Annotated in this window: 2 protein-coding genes and 2 pseudogenes; all 4 read left to right on the top strand. The window is 75.2% G+C overall.

Annotated elements, in window-relative coordinates:
- Window positions 1-87: 87 nt before the first annotated feature.
- A pseudogene (locus tag OG381_RS49500) lies at window positions 88-9,428 on the top strand (type I polyketide synthase); the annotation flags it as partial.
- A gap of 6 nt (window positions 9,429-9,434) precedes the next feature.
- Window positions 9,435-9,953 (top strand): annotated as a pseudogene (locus tag OG381_RS49495) (SDR family NAD(P)-dependent oxidoreductase); the annotation flags it as partial.
- Window positions 9,954-9,977: 24 nt separating this feature from the next.
- Window positions 9,978-10,745: a beta-ketoacyl reductase gene (locus OG381_RS49490; protein WP_443062017.1), complete on the top strand. Its 768-nt coding sequence runs from the start codon at window positions 9,978-9,980 to the stop codon at window positions 10,743-10,745.
- Window positions 10,746-10,806: 61 nt separating this feature from the next.
- A complete protein-coding gene (locus tag OG381_RS01425) occupies window positions 10,807-17,526 on the top strand; it encodes a type I polyketide synthase (protein ID WP_327714219.1) in 6,720 nt (2,239 codons plus the stop codon).
- Window positions 17,527-17,626 lie beyond the last annotated feature (100 nt).

Here is a 17,626-nt window from a genome sequence, read left to right as displayed (position 1 = left end):
GGAGAAACCGGCCGCGGGCGCACCCGCGCCGGAATCGCTCGAACGGCTTGCGAAGGAGTTCTGGGGAAGATGTCCAACGGCAGCACCGAGGCGAAGCTCCGCGACTACCTCAAGCGGGTCACCGCCGAGCTGGGCCAGACCCGGCACCGTCTGCGGGAGGCCGAGGCCGCCGCCGGGCAGCCGATCGCCATCGTCGGCATGGCCTGCCGCTACCCGGGCGGGTCCGACTCCCCCGAGGGGTTGTGGGACCTGGTCGCGCAAGGGCGGGACGCCATCACGCCCTTCCCCGCCGACCGTGGCTGGGACCTGGAGGCCCTGTACCACCCGGACCCGGAGAACCGCGGCACCAGCTACGTCAGGGAAGGCGGGTTCCTGCACGACGCCGCCGACTTCGACCCCGCCTTCTTCGGCATCACCCCCCGCGAGGCGCTGGGCATGGACCCCCAGCAGCGTCTGATGCTGGAGACCTCCTGGGAGGCGTTCGAACGGGCCGGCATCGACCCCCTCACTCTGAAGGGCGCCCAGGTCGGCGTCTACACCGGCATCGTCACCTCCGGCTACGTCACCCGGCTGCGGGAGACCCCCGAGTCCGTCGAGGGCTATGTCGTCACCGGCACCATGGCGAGCGTCGCCTCCGGGCGCGTCGCCTACACCCTCGGCCTGGAAGGGCCGGCGGTCAGTGTCGAGACCGCCTGCTCGTCGTCCCTGGTCGCCCTGCACCTCGCCGTACAGGCCCTGCGCGACGGCGAGTGCTCCATGGCGCTGGCGGGCGGTGTCGCCGTCATGCCGGTGCCGGACGCCTTCGTGGAGTTCAGCCGCCAGCGCGGCATGGCCCCGGACGGGCGGATCAAGGCCTTCGCGGCCGCCGCCGACGGCACCACCTGGTCCGAGGGCGCCGGTGTGCTCCTCGTGGAACGGCTCTCCGACGCCCGCCGCAACGGCCACCCCGTGCTCGCCGTGGTCCGCGGCTCCGCCATCAACCAGGACGGCGCCAGCAACGGCCTGTCCGCCCCCAACGACCTCGCCCAGGAACGGGTGATCCGCGCCGCCCTCGCCAACGCCCGGCTCACCCCGGCCGACGTGGACGCCGTCGAGGCGCACGGCACCGGCACCACCCTCGGCGACCCGATCGAGGCCCAGGCACTGCTGGCGACCTACGGCAGGGAGCGTCCCCGGGACCGGCCTCTGTGGCTCGGCTCCCTCAAGTCCAACCTCGGCCACTCCGGACCCGCGGCGGGCGTGGCCGGGGTGATCAAGATGGTGGAGGCGCTGCGGCACGGTGTCCTGCCCAGGACCCTGCACGTGGACGCGCCCACGCCCCACGTGGACTGGTCGTCCGGCGCGGTCCGCCTGCTCACCGAACCCGTCGACTGGACCGGCCACGCAGGCCGGCCCCGCAGGGCGGGCGTGTCCGCGTTCGGCATCAGCGGGACGAACGCGCACGTGATCCTGGAGGAGGCGCCGGAGGTCGAAGGTGGGGAGCCTTCTTCCGGTGATCCGCGGCTGGTTTCGGGTGTGCTGCCGTGGGTGGTGTCGGGTCGTTCGGATGCGGCGTTGCGTGCTCAGGCGGGTCGGCTTGCGGGGTTCGTCGCGGAGCGTCCTGCTCTGGCGGTTGCGGATGTGGCGCGTTCGCTGGTGGAGACGCGGTCGGCTCTGGAGCACCGTGCGGTGGTCTTGGCGGGTGACCGGGATGCTGCTGTGGAGGCGTTGCGGGCGGTGGCGGAGGGTGTGCCGTCGGCTGGTGTGGTGTCGGGGGTGGTGTCCGGGGAGCCGGGTCGTGTGGTGTTCGTGTTCCCGGGTCAGGGGTCGCAGTGGCTCGGTATGGGGGCGGGGTTGTGGGAGTCCTCGCCGGTCTTCCGGGAGCGGCTTGCGGAGTGTGATGCTGCGCTGTCGTCGTTGGTGGACTGGTCGGTGACCGATGTCGTGCGGGGTCTGCCGTCAGCTGCGTCGTTGGACGATGTGGTGGTGGTGCAGGCGTCGTTGTGGGCGGTGATGGTGTCGCTCGCGGCGGTGTGGCGTTCGGTCGGTGTGCAGCCGGGTGCGGTGATCGGTCACTCGCAAGGTGAGATCGCCGCTGCTGTGGTGGCGGGCGGGTTGTCGGTGCAGGACGGCGCCCGGGTCGTGGTCCTGCGGGCGCAGGCCATCGCGGAGAGCCTGTCCGGTAACGGCGGCATGGTTTCCGTCGCCGTGGGTGCGGACCGGGTGCGGGAGTTGATTGCCCGGTGGGGTGAGCGGATCTCGATCGCCTCTGTCAACGGTCCGTCTTCGACAGTGGTTTCGGGTGGGCCCGATGCTCTGGACGAGCTGATGGGTGTGTGCGAGAGCGAGGGGGTTCGGGCGCGTCGTATCGCGGTGGACTACGCCTCGCACTCCCCGCAGGTGGAGTTGATCCGGGAGCAGGTTGTCGAGGCTCTCCAGGGCATCGAGCCTCGCCCCGCGCAGGTGCCGTTCTACTCGACGGTGACGGGCTCGGTGTTCGACACCAGCGGTCTGGACGCCACGTACTGGGTGACGAACCTGCGTCAGGAGGTGCGGTTCGACGCCACCGTCCGTGAGCTGCTCACCGACGGTTTCGGCTACTTCGTGGAGTGCAGCCCTCACCCCGTCCTGACGGTGGGGATGCAGGAGACGTTCGAGGACCACGCCGACACCACCCTGACCGCGGTTGCGCTGGGCACCCTGCGCCGTGACGAAGGCGGACCCGAGCGGTTCCTGACCTCCCTTGCCGAGGGCTACGTCCGTGGTCTCACCGTCGACTGGAACGCCCTGTACGCCGGCACCGGCGCCCAGCGCGTCGAGCTGCCCACCTACGCCTTTCAGCGGCAGCGCTACTGGCTGGAGGAGCCCCCGGGGGCGGTCTTCCGGCAGGGCGCGGGGGAGTCGGACGAGGCGGACGCCGGGTTCTGGGCCGCGGTGGACGCCGGAGACCTGGAGACGCTGACCGCCGAGCTGGGCGTGCGCGCCGACGAGCCGTTCAGCGGACTGCTGCCGACCCTGTCGACGTGGCGCAGTCGTCGGCAGGAGGAGGCGCAGGCCGACGGGTGGCGCTACCGGGTGGTGTGGCGGCCCGCCCGTTTCCCGGCCGGCCCGGAACCGCGGGGGCGTTGGATCGTCGTCGTTTCTGAGTCGTATGCGGACGATTCCTGGGCCGCCGGGTCCGTACGCGCCTTGGAGCAGTCGGGCGCCCTGGTGACGCGGTTGGTTGTGGACGGAGGGAGCACCGATCGCGGACGGTGTGCGGAGGAGCTGCGCCAGGCGTTCCTCGAAGTCGAGGCCGAGGGTGAGGTGTCGCCCGGCGGCGTGCTGTCCCTGCTCGCGCTGGACGACGCCCCGCACCCCGCGCACCCGTCCGTTCCCTCGGGTCTGGCCGCGACCGTCGCGCTGGTGCAGGCGATGGTCGAGGTGGGGGAGGGGATGCCCGTGCCGCCGCGGCTGTGGTGCGCGACGCGGGGCGCGGTGTCCACGGGCGCGTCCGACCCGCTGGCCCGTCCGGCGCAGGCTCAGGTCTGGGGCCTCGGCCGGGTCGCGGCGCTGGAGCACCCGCTGCTGTGGGGCGGTCTGGTCGACCTGCCCGAGGACGCCGGTGACACCGAGGTCGCCCGGCTGGCGGCCGCCCTTGCCGCGCCCGCCGACGAGGACCACTTCGCCGTGCGCGGGGACGGCCACGGCGTGTACGTCCGCCGTCTGGTGCGGGCGCCCGCCACCGGGGTTCCCGCGGTGCGCGCGTGGCGGCCGCGCGGCAGCGTCTTGATCACTGGGGGGACCGGCGGCATCGGCGGTCATCTGGCGCGTCGTCTGGCGCGGGCGGGTGCCGAGCACCTGGTGCTGGTCAGCCGGAGCGGCCCCGAGGCGCCCGGCGCCACCGAACTGGAGGAGGAGCTGACCGCGGCCGGGGCGAAGGTGTCCCTGGTGGCCTGCGACGTCTCCGACCGGGACGCGCTCGCCGCCGTACTCGCGGCCATCCCCCCCGACCAGCCGCTGACCGCCGTCGTCCACGCCGCCGCCGTGCTGGACGACGGGGTGATCGACTCGCTGGGCCCGGAGCGGATGGAACGCGTGCTGCGGGTGAAGGCGCAGGGCGCGCTCCACCTGGACGAGCTGACCCGGGACACGGACCTGTCCGCGTTCGTGCTCTGTTCGTCGTTCGGCGCCACTTTCGGCCTTCCGGCGCTCGGCAACTACGCGCCCGGCAACGCCTTCCTCGACGCCCTCGCCGAGCGGCGCCGGGCCGAAGGGCTGCCCGCCACCTCCGTGGCCTGGGGCACCTGGGCCGGCACCGGCATGGCGGCCGGGGCCGTCGGCGCCCGCGGCCGTCTGGAGGGCATCCACGAGATGGAGCCGGAACCCGCCTCCGCCGCCCTGGAACGCATCCTCGACCGCGACGAGACCACGGCGGTCCTCATCGACCTGCGCTGGGACCGCTTCGCCCCGGTCTTCCACGCCAAGCGGCCCACCGCCCTGTTCGCCGAGATCCCCGAGGCCGCGCGGGCGCTGGCGCGGGGCGGCGGCGACGCCGACGAGGACCCGGCCACGGCCGGCGAGGCGGCCGGCGGGCTGCGGGCCAGGCTCGCCGGGGCCCCCCGGGCCGAGCAGGAGCGCGAGCTGCTCGAACTGGTCCGCTCCCACGCGGGCGTCGTCATGGGCCACGTCACCCTCACCGGGAACGCGCGCGACGCCGTCGCACCCGACCGGCCCTTCCGCGACCTGGGGTTCGACTCCCTGATGGCCGTGGAACTGCGCAACCGGGTCGGCGCCGCCACCGGCGTCGGCCTTCCGGCCACGCTCGTCTTCGACCACCCGACCCCGGAGGCGGTGGCCCGTCACCTGCGGCAGGAGATGGGCCTGACCGACGCCGACGGCGTCCCGCCCGGCTTCGCCGAACTGGAACGCCTGGAGGCCGCGCTCGCCGCCGCGCCGGCCGATGGGGAGGCACGGGCCCGTATGGCCAAACGCCTGGAGCGGCTGCTGTGGACGGTGAGCGGAGACGCCCCCGCGACGGCACCCGGAGAGGACTCCGGGGACACCGAGTTCTCCACCGTCAGCAACGACGAGATGTTCGACCTCATCGACCGCGAACTGGGGGCCTAGCCGACATGACCACTGACGAGAAGAAACTCCGCGAATACCTCAACAAGGTCATGACCGATCTGCGCCGCACACAGCGCCGCCTGCGCTCGGTCGAGGAACGGGACCATGAGCCGGTGGCCGTCGTCGGCATGGCCTGCCGCTATCCCGGCGACGCGGAGTCCCCCGAAGGGCTGTGGCGGCTCGTCGACGGCGGCGGTGACGCCATCTCCGGGTTCCCCACCGACCGCGGCTGGGACCTGGAGAGCCTGCGGCTGACGGATCCGGAGGGCAAGGAACTGGCGCCCGAGGGCGGCTTCGTGGCCGGGGCCGCCACGTTCGACGCCGGCCTGTTCGGGATCTCCCCGCGCGAGGCCCTGGCGATGGACCCGCAGCAGCGGCTGGTCCTGGAGTGCTCCTACGAGGCGTTCGAACGGGCGGGCATCGACCCGTTCTCGTTGAACGGCAGCGACACCGGCGTGTTCGTCGGCGCCTCCTACACCGGTTACGGCGCCGACGTGGAGCAGATCCCGGACGGTCTCGAGGGCTACACCATGACGGGGTCCGCCAACAGCGTCGTCTCCGGGCGGGTCGCCTACACGTTCGGCCTCGAGGGGCCCGCGGTGACGATCGACACGGCGTGCTCCTCCTCCCTGGTGGCGCTCCACTGGGCGGTGCAGTCGCTGCGGTCCGGCGAGACCGGCCTGGCCCTGGCGGGCGGGGCGATGGTGATGCCGAGCCCGATGGAGTTCGTGGAGTTCAGCAGGCAGCAGATCCTGGCTGCGGACGCCCGCTGCAAGGCCTTCGCCGAGGCGGCCGACGGCACCGGTTTCTCCGAGGGCGCCGGCCTGGTCCTCCTGGAACGGCTGAGCGACGCCCGGCGCAACGGCCACCGGGTCCTGGCCGTCATCCGCGGCTCGGCGGTCAACCAGGACGGCGCCAGCAACGGCCTCACCGCCCCCAACGGCCCCGCCCAGCGGCGCGTCATCGAGGCCGCCCTCGCCAACGCCCGGCTCACTCCGGCCGACGTGGACGCCGTCGAGGCCCACGGCACGGGCACGACCCTCGGCGACCCCATCGAGGCGCAGGCCCTGATCGCCGTCTACGGCAAGGACCGCCCGGCGGAGCAGCCGCTGTGGCTGGGCTCGGTGAAATCCAACATCGGCCACACGCAGGCCGCCGCGGGCGTGGCCGGCGTGATCAAGATGGTCGAGGCGCTGCGGCACCGTTCACTGCCCCGCACCCTGCACGTGGACACCCCGACCCCGCAGGTCGACTGGTCCTCGGGAACGGTGCGGCTGCTGACCGAGGCCCGCCCGTGGGACACCCCCGGCGGCCGTGCGCGCCGCGCCGCCGTCTCCGCGTTCGGCATCAGCGGAACCAACGCCCACCTCGTCCTGGAGGAGGCCCCCGAGGACACGGGGAGTCCCGACACCGCAGGGTCCGACGAGGCGGCCGACGACGGCACCTCGGCCTTGGCACACCCCACCGGTCTGGTGGGCGGTGCCGTCCCCTGGCCGCTGTCCGGCCGGACAGCGGCGGCCCTGCACGCCCAGGCCGCCCGCCTCACCTCGTACCTGGACGACCACCCCGGCACGTCGCCGCTCGACGTCGGCGCGTCCCTGGCACTCTCCCGGGGCGCCCTCGACCACCGCGCGGTCCTGCTGGCCACCGACGCGGACAACATCCACACGGCTCTCACCGCCCTGGGCGAGAGCGTCCCCTCGGCCGACGCGGTGACGGGCGCGGTCCTGCCTGGTGCGCCCCGGGTGGTGTTCGTGTTCCCGGGGCAGGGGTCGCAGTGGCTCGGCATGGGGGCGGGGTTGTGGGAGAACTCGCCGGTCTTCCGGGAGCGGCTTGCGGAGTGTGAGGCTGCGCTGTCGTCGTTGGTGGACTGGTCGGTGACCGATGTCGTGCGGGGTGTGCCTGGTGCTGCGTCGTTGGATGACGTGGTGGTGGTGCAGGCGTCGTTGTGGGCGGTGATGGTGTCGCTTGCGGCGGTGTGGCGTTCGGTGGGGGTCGAACCGGGTGCGGTGATCGGTCACTCGCAAGGTGAGATCGCCGCCGCCGTCGTGTCCGGCGGGTTGTCGGTGCGGGACGGCGCTCAGGTCGTGGTGCTTCGGGCGCAGGCCATCGCCCAGAGCCTGTCCGGTAACGGCGGCATGGTCTCCGTCGCGGCAGGTGCGGACAGGGTACGGAAGGTGATCGCCGCGTGGGGTGAGCGAATATCGATCGCGTCCGTCAACGGCCCTTCGTCCACCGTCGTTTCGGGTGAGCCGGGCGCTCTGGACGAGCTGATAGGTGCATGCGAGGCGGAGGGGGTCCGGGCGCGTCGTATCGCCGTGGACTACGCGTCGCACTCGGCCCAGGTGGAGTTGATCCGGGATCAGGTTGTCGAGGCTCTCCAGGGCATCGAGCCCGGGCCCGCGCAGGTGCCGTTCTACTCGACGGTGACCGGTGCGGTGATCGACACCAGCAGCCTGGACGCCACGTACTGGGTGACGAACCTCCGTCAGGAGGTGCGGTTCGACGCGACCGTGCGGCAGCTTCTGACGGACGGTTTCGGCTACTTCGTGGAGTGCAGTCCCCATCCGGTCCTGACCGTCGGGATGCAGGAGACCTTCGAAGACCACGCCGACGCTCAGTCCGCAGTCGCCTTGGGGACTTTGCGCCGTGACGAAGGCGGACCCGAGCGGTTCCTGACCTCCCTTGCCGAGGGCTACGTCCGCGGACTCACCGTCGACTGGCACGCCCTCTTCGCCGGCACCGGCGCCGACCACCAGCTCGACCTGCCCACCTACGCCTTCCAACGGCAGCGTTACTGGCTGGAGTCCGGCCCCGCCGGTTCCGGTGATCCTGCCGGGCTCGGGCTCGCCGACGCGGGCCATCCGCTGCTGGGCGCGGCCGTCGAGGTGGCGGGCGGTGACCAACTGCTGCTCACCGGGCGGCTGTCGCTGCACGCCCACCCGTGGCTGGCCGACCACGTCGTCCAGGGCACACCGGTGCTCGCGGGATCCGCGTTCGCGGAGCTCGCCCTGCACGCCGGTGAGCGGGCCGGAGCCGAGGTGGTCGAGAGCCTGACCGTGGAGGCGCCGCTGGTGGTGCCGGAGGCCGGCGGCGTGCAGCTGCAGTTGTCCGTGGGCGCGCCCGGCGAGGACGGCGGGCGTGAACTGGCCGTCCATGCGCGGCCGGAGACGTCGGAGGAGGCGGCTTCGTGGGTGCGGTACGCCACCGCCCGGCTGGTTCCCGACGGCGCCGGAGGGGCCGGCGACGACGGGTCCGGGTCCCTCGAACGGCTTGCGCAGTGGCCGCCCTCGGGGGCCCAGCCGGTGAGCGTCGCCAACTTCCACCAGCGGATGGCCGACGCCGGGCAGGGCTACGGCCCCGCGTTCCGTGGGCTGCGCGCGGTGTGGCGGCACGGCCGGGAGATGTACGCCGAAGTGGCCCTGCCCGAGGATCAGGAGAGGCGGGCCGCCGGGTACGGGATCCATCCGGCCTTGCTCGACGCCGCGTTGCAGCCGGCCCGGCTTGAGGAGCGCGCCGGGGTGCTGTGGACCGACTGGTCGGGCCTGTCGCTGCGTGCTGTGGGGGCCACGGAGCTGCGGGTGCACGTGCGGCCCGCGGACGACGGCGCCGTCACGGTGACCCTCGGCGACGCGTCGGGCCGTCCGGTCGGCACCGTGGCGGCGGTGGCCGCGCGCACCGTCGCCCCCGAGGAGCTGCGGCGGGCCGCGGACGGTGTCCGGGACGCGCTGTACCGGGTGGAGTGGTCGCCGGTTCCCGCGCCCGGGCAGACCGCCGACTGGGTGGTGCTGGGCGCCGACCCGGTCGGGGTGGCCGACGTGCTGGAGGAGGCGGGTGCCTACCCGCAGACGTACGACGACCTGGACGCGCTGGCCGAGGCCGTGGACGCGGGGCTGCCGCTGCCGGAGCTGACCGTGGTCTCCCACGGCGGACCGGCTCCCTGGGGGGACGGCGCCGTGGCGCGGCGCGCCCTGGACGCGGTCACGGACCTGCTGGCGGTCGTGCAGCGCTGGCTCGCCGACGAGCGGTTCGCCGGCGGGCGGCTGCTGGTGGTGACCAGGGACGCGGTCGCGGCCGGTCCCGGGGGCGGCGCCGGTGATCTGGCGCACTCGGCCGCGTGGGGACTGGTGCGCTCAGCGATGGCCGCCCACCCGGGCCGGTTCGGGCTGCTGGACCTGGACGGGGACGACGGTTCGCTGGCTGTGCTCCCGGACGCCGTGCCCGCCGTCGTCGCCTCGGGTGAGCCCGAGATGGCCCTGCGCGCGGGTGTGGTCCTGGTACCCAGGGTCCGCCCGGCGTCCCCGGCGCCGGCCGCGGCCCCGGTCGACTGGGACCCCGACGGCACCGTGCTGATCACCGGCGGCACCGGCGCGCTCGGCCGGGTGCTCGCCCGCCACCTGGTCAAGCAGCACGGCGTGCGCCACCTGCTGTTGCTGAGCCGCCGCGGCCGCGAGGCGGACGGCGTCGAGGGGCTGGAGCGCGAACTGTCGTCGCTCGGGGCGTCAGTGTCCGTGCAGGCGTGCGACGCCGCCGACCGGGAGGCGCTGGCGCGGGTGCTGGCCTCCGTTCCGGCCGACCGGCCGCTCACGGCCGTGCTGCACGCCGCCGGGACGCTCGCCGACCGGCCCCTGGAGGCCCTGACGCCGCAGGACGTGGAGCACGTGTTCACGCCCAAGGTGACGGCGGCGGTCAACCTTCACGAGCTGACCCGGGAGTCGGACCTGGCCGCGTTCGAGCTGTTCTCCTCGGCGTCCGGTGTGCTCGGCAGCCTCGCCCAGCCGAACTACGCGGCCGCCAACGCCTTCCTCGACGCTCTCGCCGCGCACCGCCGGGCGGCGGGCCTCGCCGGCCGGTCCCTGGCCTGGGGCCTGTGGGCGGGGGCGAGCGACATGGCGGGAGGCGCGGACACGAACAGGTTCGCCCGCGCCGGCATCCTGCCGCTGTCCCCCGACGAGGGCACCGCCCTGTTCGACGCCGCGTCGGGCACCGACGAGGCCCTGTTGGTGCCCGTGCTCCTGGACACGGCCGCGCTGCGCTCGCGCGCCGCCGACGGCACCCTGTCCGGGATGCTGCGCGGCCTGGTGAAGGCGGCCCCCGGCAAGCGGGCCGCGTCCGCGTCCGCCGCCGCGCCGCAGGAGCCCGACTGGGCGGCCCGGCTCGCCGGACTCACCCGGGACGAGCAGACGCACCGGCTGGTCGAGCTGACCCGCGCCCACGTGGCGTCCGTCCTCGGCCACGGCACCCCGGAGGCCATCGAGCCCGACCGCCCCTTCAAGGAGATCGGCTTCGACTCGCTGACCGCGCTGGAGCTGCGCAACCGGCTCGGCGCGGCCACCGGCCTCACCCTGCCCGCCACCCTGGTCTTCGACCACCCCACGCTGAACGCCACCGCCGCCCTCCTGCTCGACCTGGTCGCCCCCGAGCCCGCGACCGCGGCACCGCCCGTCCTGGCCGAGCTCGACCGGCTGGAGGAGGCCCTGGCCGCCGTCCCCGACGGCGACACCGCCACCCGCGCCCGGGTCAGGGAACGGCTCCAGGCCCTGCTGGCCGGGTGGTCCGGCGCGGCCCGGCCGGCCGACGACGGCGACGAGGAACTGGACGACGCCACCGACAGCGAACTGTTCGCGCTGCTCGACGACGAACTGGACACGCCGTGACCACGGCCCGCCCCCGACACAGCGACCCGAGGAACCCGGCCATGGATGGGTGTGACAGCCGATGAACAGCGAAGACAAGCTGCGGGACTACCTGAAGCGGGCCACCGCCGACCTGCGCAGGGCGCGCCGCCGCATCCAGGAGCTGGAGGAGCCCGAGCCGGTCGCCGTGGTCAGCATGGCCTGCCGTTACCCCGGCTCGGCCGACACCCCGGAGGCCCTGTGGGAGCTGCTGGCGTCCGGCGGCGACGCCATCTCCCCGTTCCCCGACAACCGGGGCTGGGACCTGGAGGCCCTGTACGACCCGGACCCCGACGCCGAGGGCCGCAACTACGTGCGCGAGAGCGGGTTCCTGCACGACGCGGGCGAGTTCGACGCCGACTTCTTCGGCATCAACGCCCGCGAGGCGCTGATCATGGACCCGCAGCAGCGGCTGCTGCTGGAGACCTCCTGGGAGCTGTTCGAACGGGCGGGCATCGACCCGCGCTCCGTCCGGGGCAGCCGTACCGGCGTCTTCGTCGGCGCCGCCACCGTCGACTACGTGACCGGCCACCAGTACGTCCCCGAGGGCCTGGAGGGGTACACCGGCGTGGGCTCGTTCGCCAGTGTCATCTCCGGCCGGGTCGCCTACTCCTTCGGCATGGAGGGGCCCGCGCTCACCGTCGACACGGCCTGCTCGTCGTCCCTGGTCGCGCTGCACCTGGCGGTGCGGTCGCTGCGGCAGGGCGAGTGCGCCATGGCGCTCGCCGGGGGGGTCGCGCTGATGCCGACGCCGCAGGGGTTCATCGCGTTCAGCAGGCAGCGCGCCCTGGCGCCCGACGGCCGCTGCAAGGCGTTCGCCGACGCCGCCGACGGCTTCGGGCCGTCCGAGGGCGCCGGGATGCTGCTGCTGGAACGCCTGTCGGACGCACGGCGCAACGGGCACCCGGTGCTCGCCCTGATCCGCGGCAGCGCCGTCAACCAGGACGGCGCCAGCAACGGCCTCACCGCCCCCAACGGCCCCTCCCAGGAGCGGGTCGTGCGCGACGCCCTCGGCGACGCCCGGCTGACGCCGGCCGACGTGGACGCGGTCGAGGCGCATGGCACCGGCACCACCCTGGGCGACCCCATCGAGGCCCGCGCCCTGCTCGCCACCTACGGCAGGGACCGGGACCCGGCCCGCCCCCTGTGGCTCGGCTCGGTCAAGTCCAACTTCGGGCACACCGCGCACGCCGCCGGCGCGGCCGGGGTCATGAAGATGGTCCTGGCGCTGCGCAACGAGCTGCTCCCGCGGACCCTCCACGTGGACCGCCCCTCCACACACGTCGACTGGTCCGCCGGCGCGGTCGCGCTGCTCACCGAGCCCGTGGCGTGGAAGCGCGACGGCCGCCCGCGCCGCGCCGGCGTGTCGGCGTTCGGCATCAGCGGCACCAACGCCCACGTGATCGTGGAGGAGGCCCCGGAGCCGGGCGAGGGCGCCGGGTCCGCCGGGTCCGTCGGGAAAACACCAGTGGCGCACGCGGAGGGGGCCGAGCCCGCCGGGAACGCCCGGGAGGCGCACGCGGCCGGCAGCGGCGGGACCGCGGACGGCGGCGACGGGCACGGTACCCCCACCGACGCCCCTGCCCGTGCCCCGCTCGCGCTGCCCGTCGTGCCCTGGGTGCTGTCCGCCAGGTCGCAGGCCGCCCTCGCCGCGCAGGCCGAGCGCCTGGCCGCCTTCGTGGAGCGGCGCGGCGAGGTGCCCGCCACCGACATCGGCTGGTCCCTGGCCACCGGGCGCGCCGCCCTCGAACACCGCGCCGTGGTGCTCGCGGGCGACCGCCCCTGCGCCCTCGCCGGCCTGGACGCCGTACGCCGCGGCGAGCCCGCCGCCGGGGTGGTGACCGGTACCGCGCGGCCCGGCGCCGCCCGCGTGGCGTTCGTCTTCCCCGGCCAGGGCTCCCAGTGGCAGGGCATGGCCGCCGAACTGCTGGAGTCCTCCCCGGTGTTCGCGCAGCGGCTCACCGCCTGCGACGTGGCCCTGCGGCCGTGGACCGGGTGCTCGGTGATCGACGCCGTCCGCGGCGGCGAGGACGCCGCCTCGCTGGACGACGTGGTGGTCGTCCAGTCCGCGCTGTGGGCCGTCATGGTGTCCCTGGCCGCGCTGTGGCGCTCCGCCGGAGTGGAGCCCGCCGCCGTGATCGGGCACAGCCAGGGCGAGATCGCCGCCGCCGTGGTCGCCGGCGCGCTGTCCCTGGAGGACGGGGCCCGGGTCGTGGCCCTGCGCGCCCGCGCCATCGCCGGGGGCCTGTCCGGACGCGGCGGCATGGTGTCCGTGCCGCTGCCCGCGGAACGCGCCGCCGAGCGCCTCGCCCGCTGGGAGGGCCGCATCGGGATCGCCTCCGCCAACGGCCCGTCGTCCACCGTCGTCTCGGGCGACCCCGAAGCCCTGGACGAGCTGCTGGCCGCCTGCGAGGCGGACGGCGTGCGGGCCCGCCGCATCGCCGTGGACTACGCCTCCCACTCGGCCCACGTCGAGGCCATCCGTGAGGAGGTCCTCACCGCCCTGCCCGACATCCGGCCGCGCGAGGGCGACATCCCCTTCCACTCCACCGTCACCGCGGGCCCGCTCGACACGGCCGGGCTCGACGCCGGGTACTGGTACACCAACCTGCGGCAGACCGTGCGGTTCGAGGAGACCGTGCGCGGCCTGCTGGCGGGCGGCATCCGGTTCTTCGTCGAGTGCAGCGCCCACCCGGTGCTCGCCGTCGGCCTGCAGGAGATCTTCGACGACGCGGGCACCGACGCCGTCGCGCTCGGCTCGCTGCGCCGCGACGAGGGCGGCCCGCAGCGCTTCCTCACCTCGCTCGCCGAGGGCCACGCACGCGGACTGCCCGTCAACTGGGACGCCGTGTTCGCGGACACCGGCGCCCACCGTGTCCCCGACCTGCCCACCTACCCGTTCCAGCGGCGCCACTACTGGCTGGAGGCCGAGTACCGCAACGCGGGCGACGCCGGCGACCTCGGCCTCAGCGCCGCGGGCCACCCCCTGCTCGGCGCCGCCGTACGGCTCGCCGAGGGCGACCGGCTGCTGCTCACCGGGCGCCTTTCGCTGAAGACCCACCCCTGGCTCGCCGACCACGCCGTCGCCGGGACCGCCCTGGTGCCCGGCACCGCGTTCGCGGAACTCGCCCTGGAGGCCGCCGCGCGCACGGGCTGCGGCGGCCTCGCCGAGATGACCCTGGAAAGCCCCCTGACCGTGCCCGCACGCGGCACCGTCCACGTCCAGGTGGAGGTGGACGCCCCCGACGGCGCCGGACGGCGCGCCCTGACCGTGCACGCTCGCCCCGGCGACGCAGCCGACGGCGACCGCTGGACCCGGCACGCCACCGCGCTCCTCACCCCGCCCGGGCCCGCCGAGGGCGAGGCACTCACCACCTGGCCCCCGCTCGGCGCGGCGCGCCTGGACACCGCGGGGATGTACGAGCCTGTCCCGGGCGGCGCCTACCGGTTCGGCCCCGCCTTCCAGGGGCTGCGCTCCGCTTGGCGGCTCGGTGACACCGTCTGGGCGGAGGCCGCGCTCCCGCCGGAACTGCACCAGGACGCCGCCCGGTTCGGCGTGCACCCGGCCCTGCTGGACGCCGCCCTGCACGCCATCGGCTTCGGCGGATTCCTCGGCGAGGGCACCCACCTGCCGTTCTCCTGGCACGACGTCACCCTGCACGCCGTCGGCCCCACCGCCGTACGCGTACGGGTGCGCGCCGCCGGGAACGACGCGGTCACCGTCACCCTCGCCGACGCCGAGGGCGCCCCCGTGGCCACTGTCGGGCGCCTGGTGTTCCGTCCCCTGCCCGCCGTCGGCGACGGCGCGGGCGACGACCTGCGCGACGCGCTGTTCCACGTCGACTGGGCACCGCTGCCCGTTGACACCGCAGCCCCGTCCGGCGCCCGCTGGGCCGTGCTCGGCGCCGACGGGCACGGGCTGGTGCCCGCCCTGCGCGGTGCCGGGGTGTTCGGCGGCGTCCACCACGACCCCGCCGCACTCGCCGTCGCCATCGCGTCCGGCACGCCCGCCCCCGAAGTGGCGCTGCTGTCCTGCGTGCCCGACCCCGCCGCCGTCGCCGCGGAGGGTCTGCCCGCGGCCGTCCGCCGCGCCGCCGAGGGCGTGCTGCGTGCCGCCCAGGAGTGGCTGGCCGAGGACGAGCTTCACGCCTCCGTGCTCGCCGTCGTCACCCGCCGTGCCGTGGCCGCGGGGCCCGGCGAGGACGTCGAGGACCTGGCGTATGCCGCGGTGTGGGGCCTGCTGCGCTCCGCGCAGATGGAGCACCCCGGCCGGTTCCTCCTCGTCGACCTCGACGGGCGCGACGAGTCCCGGGCCCGCACAGCGGCCGCCGTCAGGGCCGCGCTCGCCGCGCACGAGACCCAGCTCGCCCTGCGCCTGGGCGCCGCCCGCGTCCCCCGCCTGGCCAGGACCCCCGCCGGATCCTTCCTCGTCCCCCCGCCCGGCGAGGCCGCCTGGCGCCTGGACACCACCGGCCCCGGCGACCTCGACCAGCTCGCGCTGCTGCCCCACCCGGAGGCGCTGGCCCCCCTCGGGGACAACCAGGTCCGGGTCTCCGTACGCGCCGCCGGCGTCAACTTCCGCGACGTCCTGGTCGGCCTCGGCATGGTGCCCTCCCAGGAACGCCTGGGCAGCGAGGGCGCCGGCGTCGTCACCGAGGTCGGCCCCGGCGTCAGCGGCGTCGCCGTCGGCGACCGCGTGATGGGCCTGCTGCCCGACCCGTTCGGGCCCGTCTGCGTCGTGGACCGGCGCCTGGTCACCCGCGTCCCGCGCGGCTGGAGCTTCGAGCAGGCCGCCGCCGTGCCCGCCGCGTTCCTCACCGCCTGGTTCGGCCTCGCCGACCTCGGCGGGCTGCGCGAGGACGAGACCGTGCTCGTCCACGCCGCGACCGGCGGCGTCGGCATGGCCGCCGTGCAGCTCGCCCGCTACTGGGGCGCCGAGGTCTACGCCACCGCCGGCGAGGGCAAGTGGGACACCCTGCGCCGGATGGGCTTCGACTCCGGCCACATCGCCTCCTCCAGGACGCTGGACTTCGAGGGCACGTTCCGCGCCGCCACCGGGGGGCGCGGCGTCGACGTGGTGCTCAACTCCCTCGCCCACGACTTCACCGACGCCTCCCTGCGGCTGCTGCCGCGCGGCGGCCGGTTCCTGGAGATGGGCAAGACCGACCAGCGCGACCCGCGCGAGGTCGCCGAGCGGCACCCCGGCGTCACCTACCGCCCCTACGACCTCATCGACGCCGGCGCCGACCGCATCGCCGAGATCCTCGCCACTCTCGTCCGGCTCTTCGAACGGCGCGTGCTGCGGCCGCTGCCCGTGCGCACCTGGGACGTGCGCCGCGCCCCGGAGGCGTTCCGGTTCATGAGCCAGGCCCGGCACACCGGCAAGCTCGTCCTCACCGTCCCCCGGCCCCCGGACCCCGACGGCACCGTGCTCGTCACCGGCGGCACCGGCACCCTCGGCGGCATCCTCGCCCGGCACCTGGTCACCGCCCACGGCGTCCGGCACCTGCTGCTGGCGGGCCGCCGCGGCCCGCAGGCTCCCGGCGCCGGCGGCCTGCGCGAGGACCTGCTCGCGCTCGGCGCGCACACCGTCACCGTCGCCGCCTGCGACACCGCCGACCGCGACGCGCTGTCCGCGCTGCTGGCCTCCGTACCCGAGGACCGTCCGCTGACCGCCGTCGTGCACGCCGCGGGCACCACCGCCGACGGCGTCCTCGGCTCCCTCACCCCGCAACGGCTCGACGAGGTGCTGCGGCCCAAGGCGGACGCCGCGCTCCACCTGCACGAGCTCACCCGGGAGTCGGACCTGACCGCGTTCGTCCTGTACTCCGCGGGCGCCGGCGTCCTCGGCAACCCCGGCCAGGCCAACTACGCCGCCGCCAACACCTTCCTGGACGCCCTCGCCCACCGCCGCCGCGCCGCCGGTCTGCCCGCCACGTCCCTGGCCTGGGGCTACTGGGCCGAGACCAGCGAACTCACCGGCCGGATGGACGACTCCCATGTGGAGCGGATGACCCGTTCCGGGGTGCTGCCCATCGACGCCGCCCACGGCATGCGCCTGTTCGACGCCGCCCTCGGCGCGGGCGAGGCCCTGCTGGTGCCCACCCGGCTCGACGTCTCCGCGCTGCGGGCGGGCACGTCCACGGGCCCCGGCCCCGCGATGCTGCGTGGACTGCTCGGCGGCGGCCGGCGCCAGGCACCCCGCCAGGCCGCCCGGGCCGGGACCGCCGCCGTGGAGGCCCGCTCGCTCGAGGCCAGGCTCGCCGGCCTGTCCGCCGACGAGCAGCGGCTCCTGCTGGAGGAGCTGGTACGCGGCCACGTCGCCGCCGTGCTCGGCGCCTCCGGACCCGAGGCCGTCGGCGCCGAACGCGCGTTCAAGGACATGGGCCTGGACTCGCTCACCGCCGTCGAACTGCGCAACCGCCTCGGCGCCGCCACCGGCCTGACCCTGCCCAGCACTCTGGTCTTCGACTTCCCCTCGCCCCGGGAACTCGCCGGCCACCTGCACCAGGAGCTCGCCCCCGACACGGCCGCCGCGGCCGCGGACGGCCCCGACCCGGAGGAGGCCCGGGTGCGCGCCCTGCTCGCCACCGTCCCGCTGGCCCGGCTGCGCGCCGGCGGGCTGCTCGACCCCCTGCTCGGGCTCGCCGAGGAGTCGGCGCCCGGCACCGCGGCGCCCGCCATCGACCGGGACGCCGGGGCGATCGCCGAGATGGACGTCGAGGACCTGGTGCGCGCCGCCCTCGGCGGCAGCGGTTCGTGAACCGGCCACCGCCCGCCACGCGACACCGCCGTACCCCGGCCGACCAGGAACGGCGCGCCGAGCGCCCCACAGAGAGGGAGTGACCGATGGCCTCCACCGA

The organism is Streptomyces sp. NBC_00490, assembly GCF_036013645.1.
In the GTDB taxonomy this organism is placed as follows: Bacteria; Actinomycetota; Actinomycetes; order Streptomycetales; family Streptomycetaceae; genus Streptomyces; species Streptomyces canus_F.
This window is presented reverse-complemented; position numbering and strand designations above follow the sequence as displayed.

What these genes read in the sequence shown, in the direction of transcription:
- OG381_RS49490 (WP_443062017.1), top strand. Translation starts at nt 9,978, where the DNA reads ATGGCGGGAGGCGCGGACACGAACAGGTTCGCCCGCGCCGGCATCCTG.
- OG381_RS01425 (WP_327714219.1), top strand. Translation starts at nt 10,807, where the DNA reads ATGAACAGCGAAGACAAGCTGCGGGACTACCTGAAGCGGGCCACCGCC.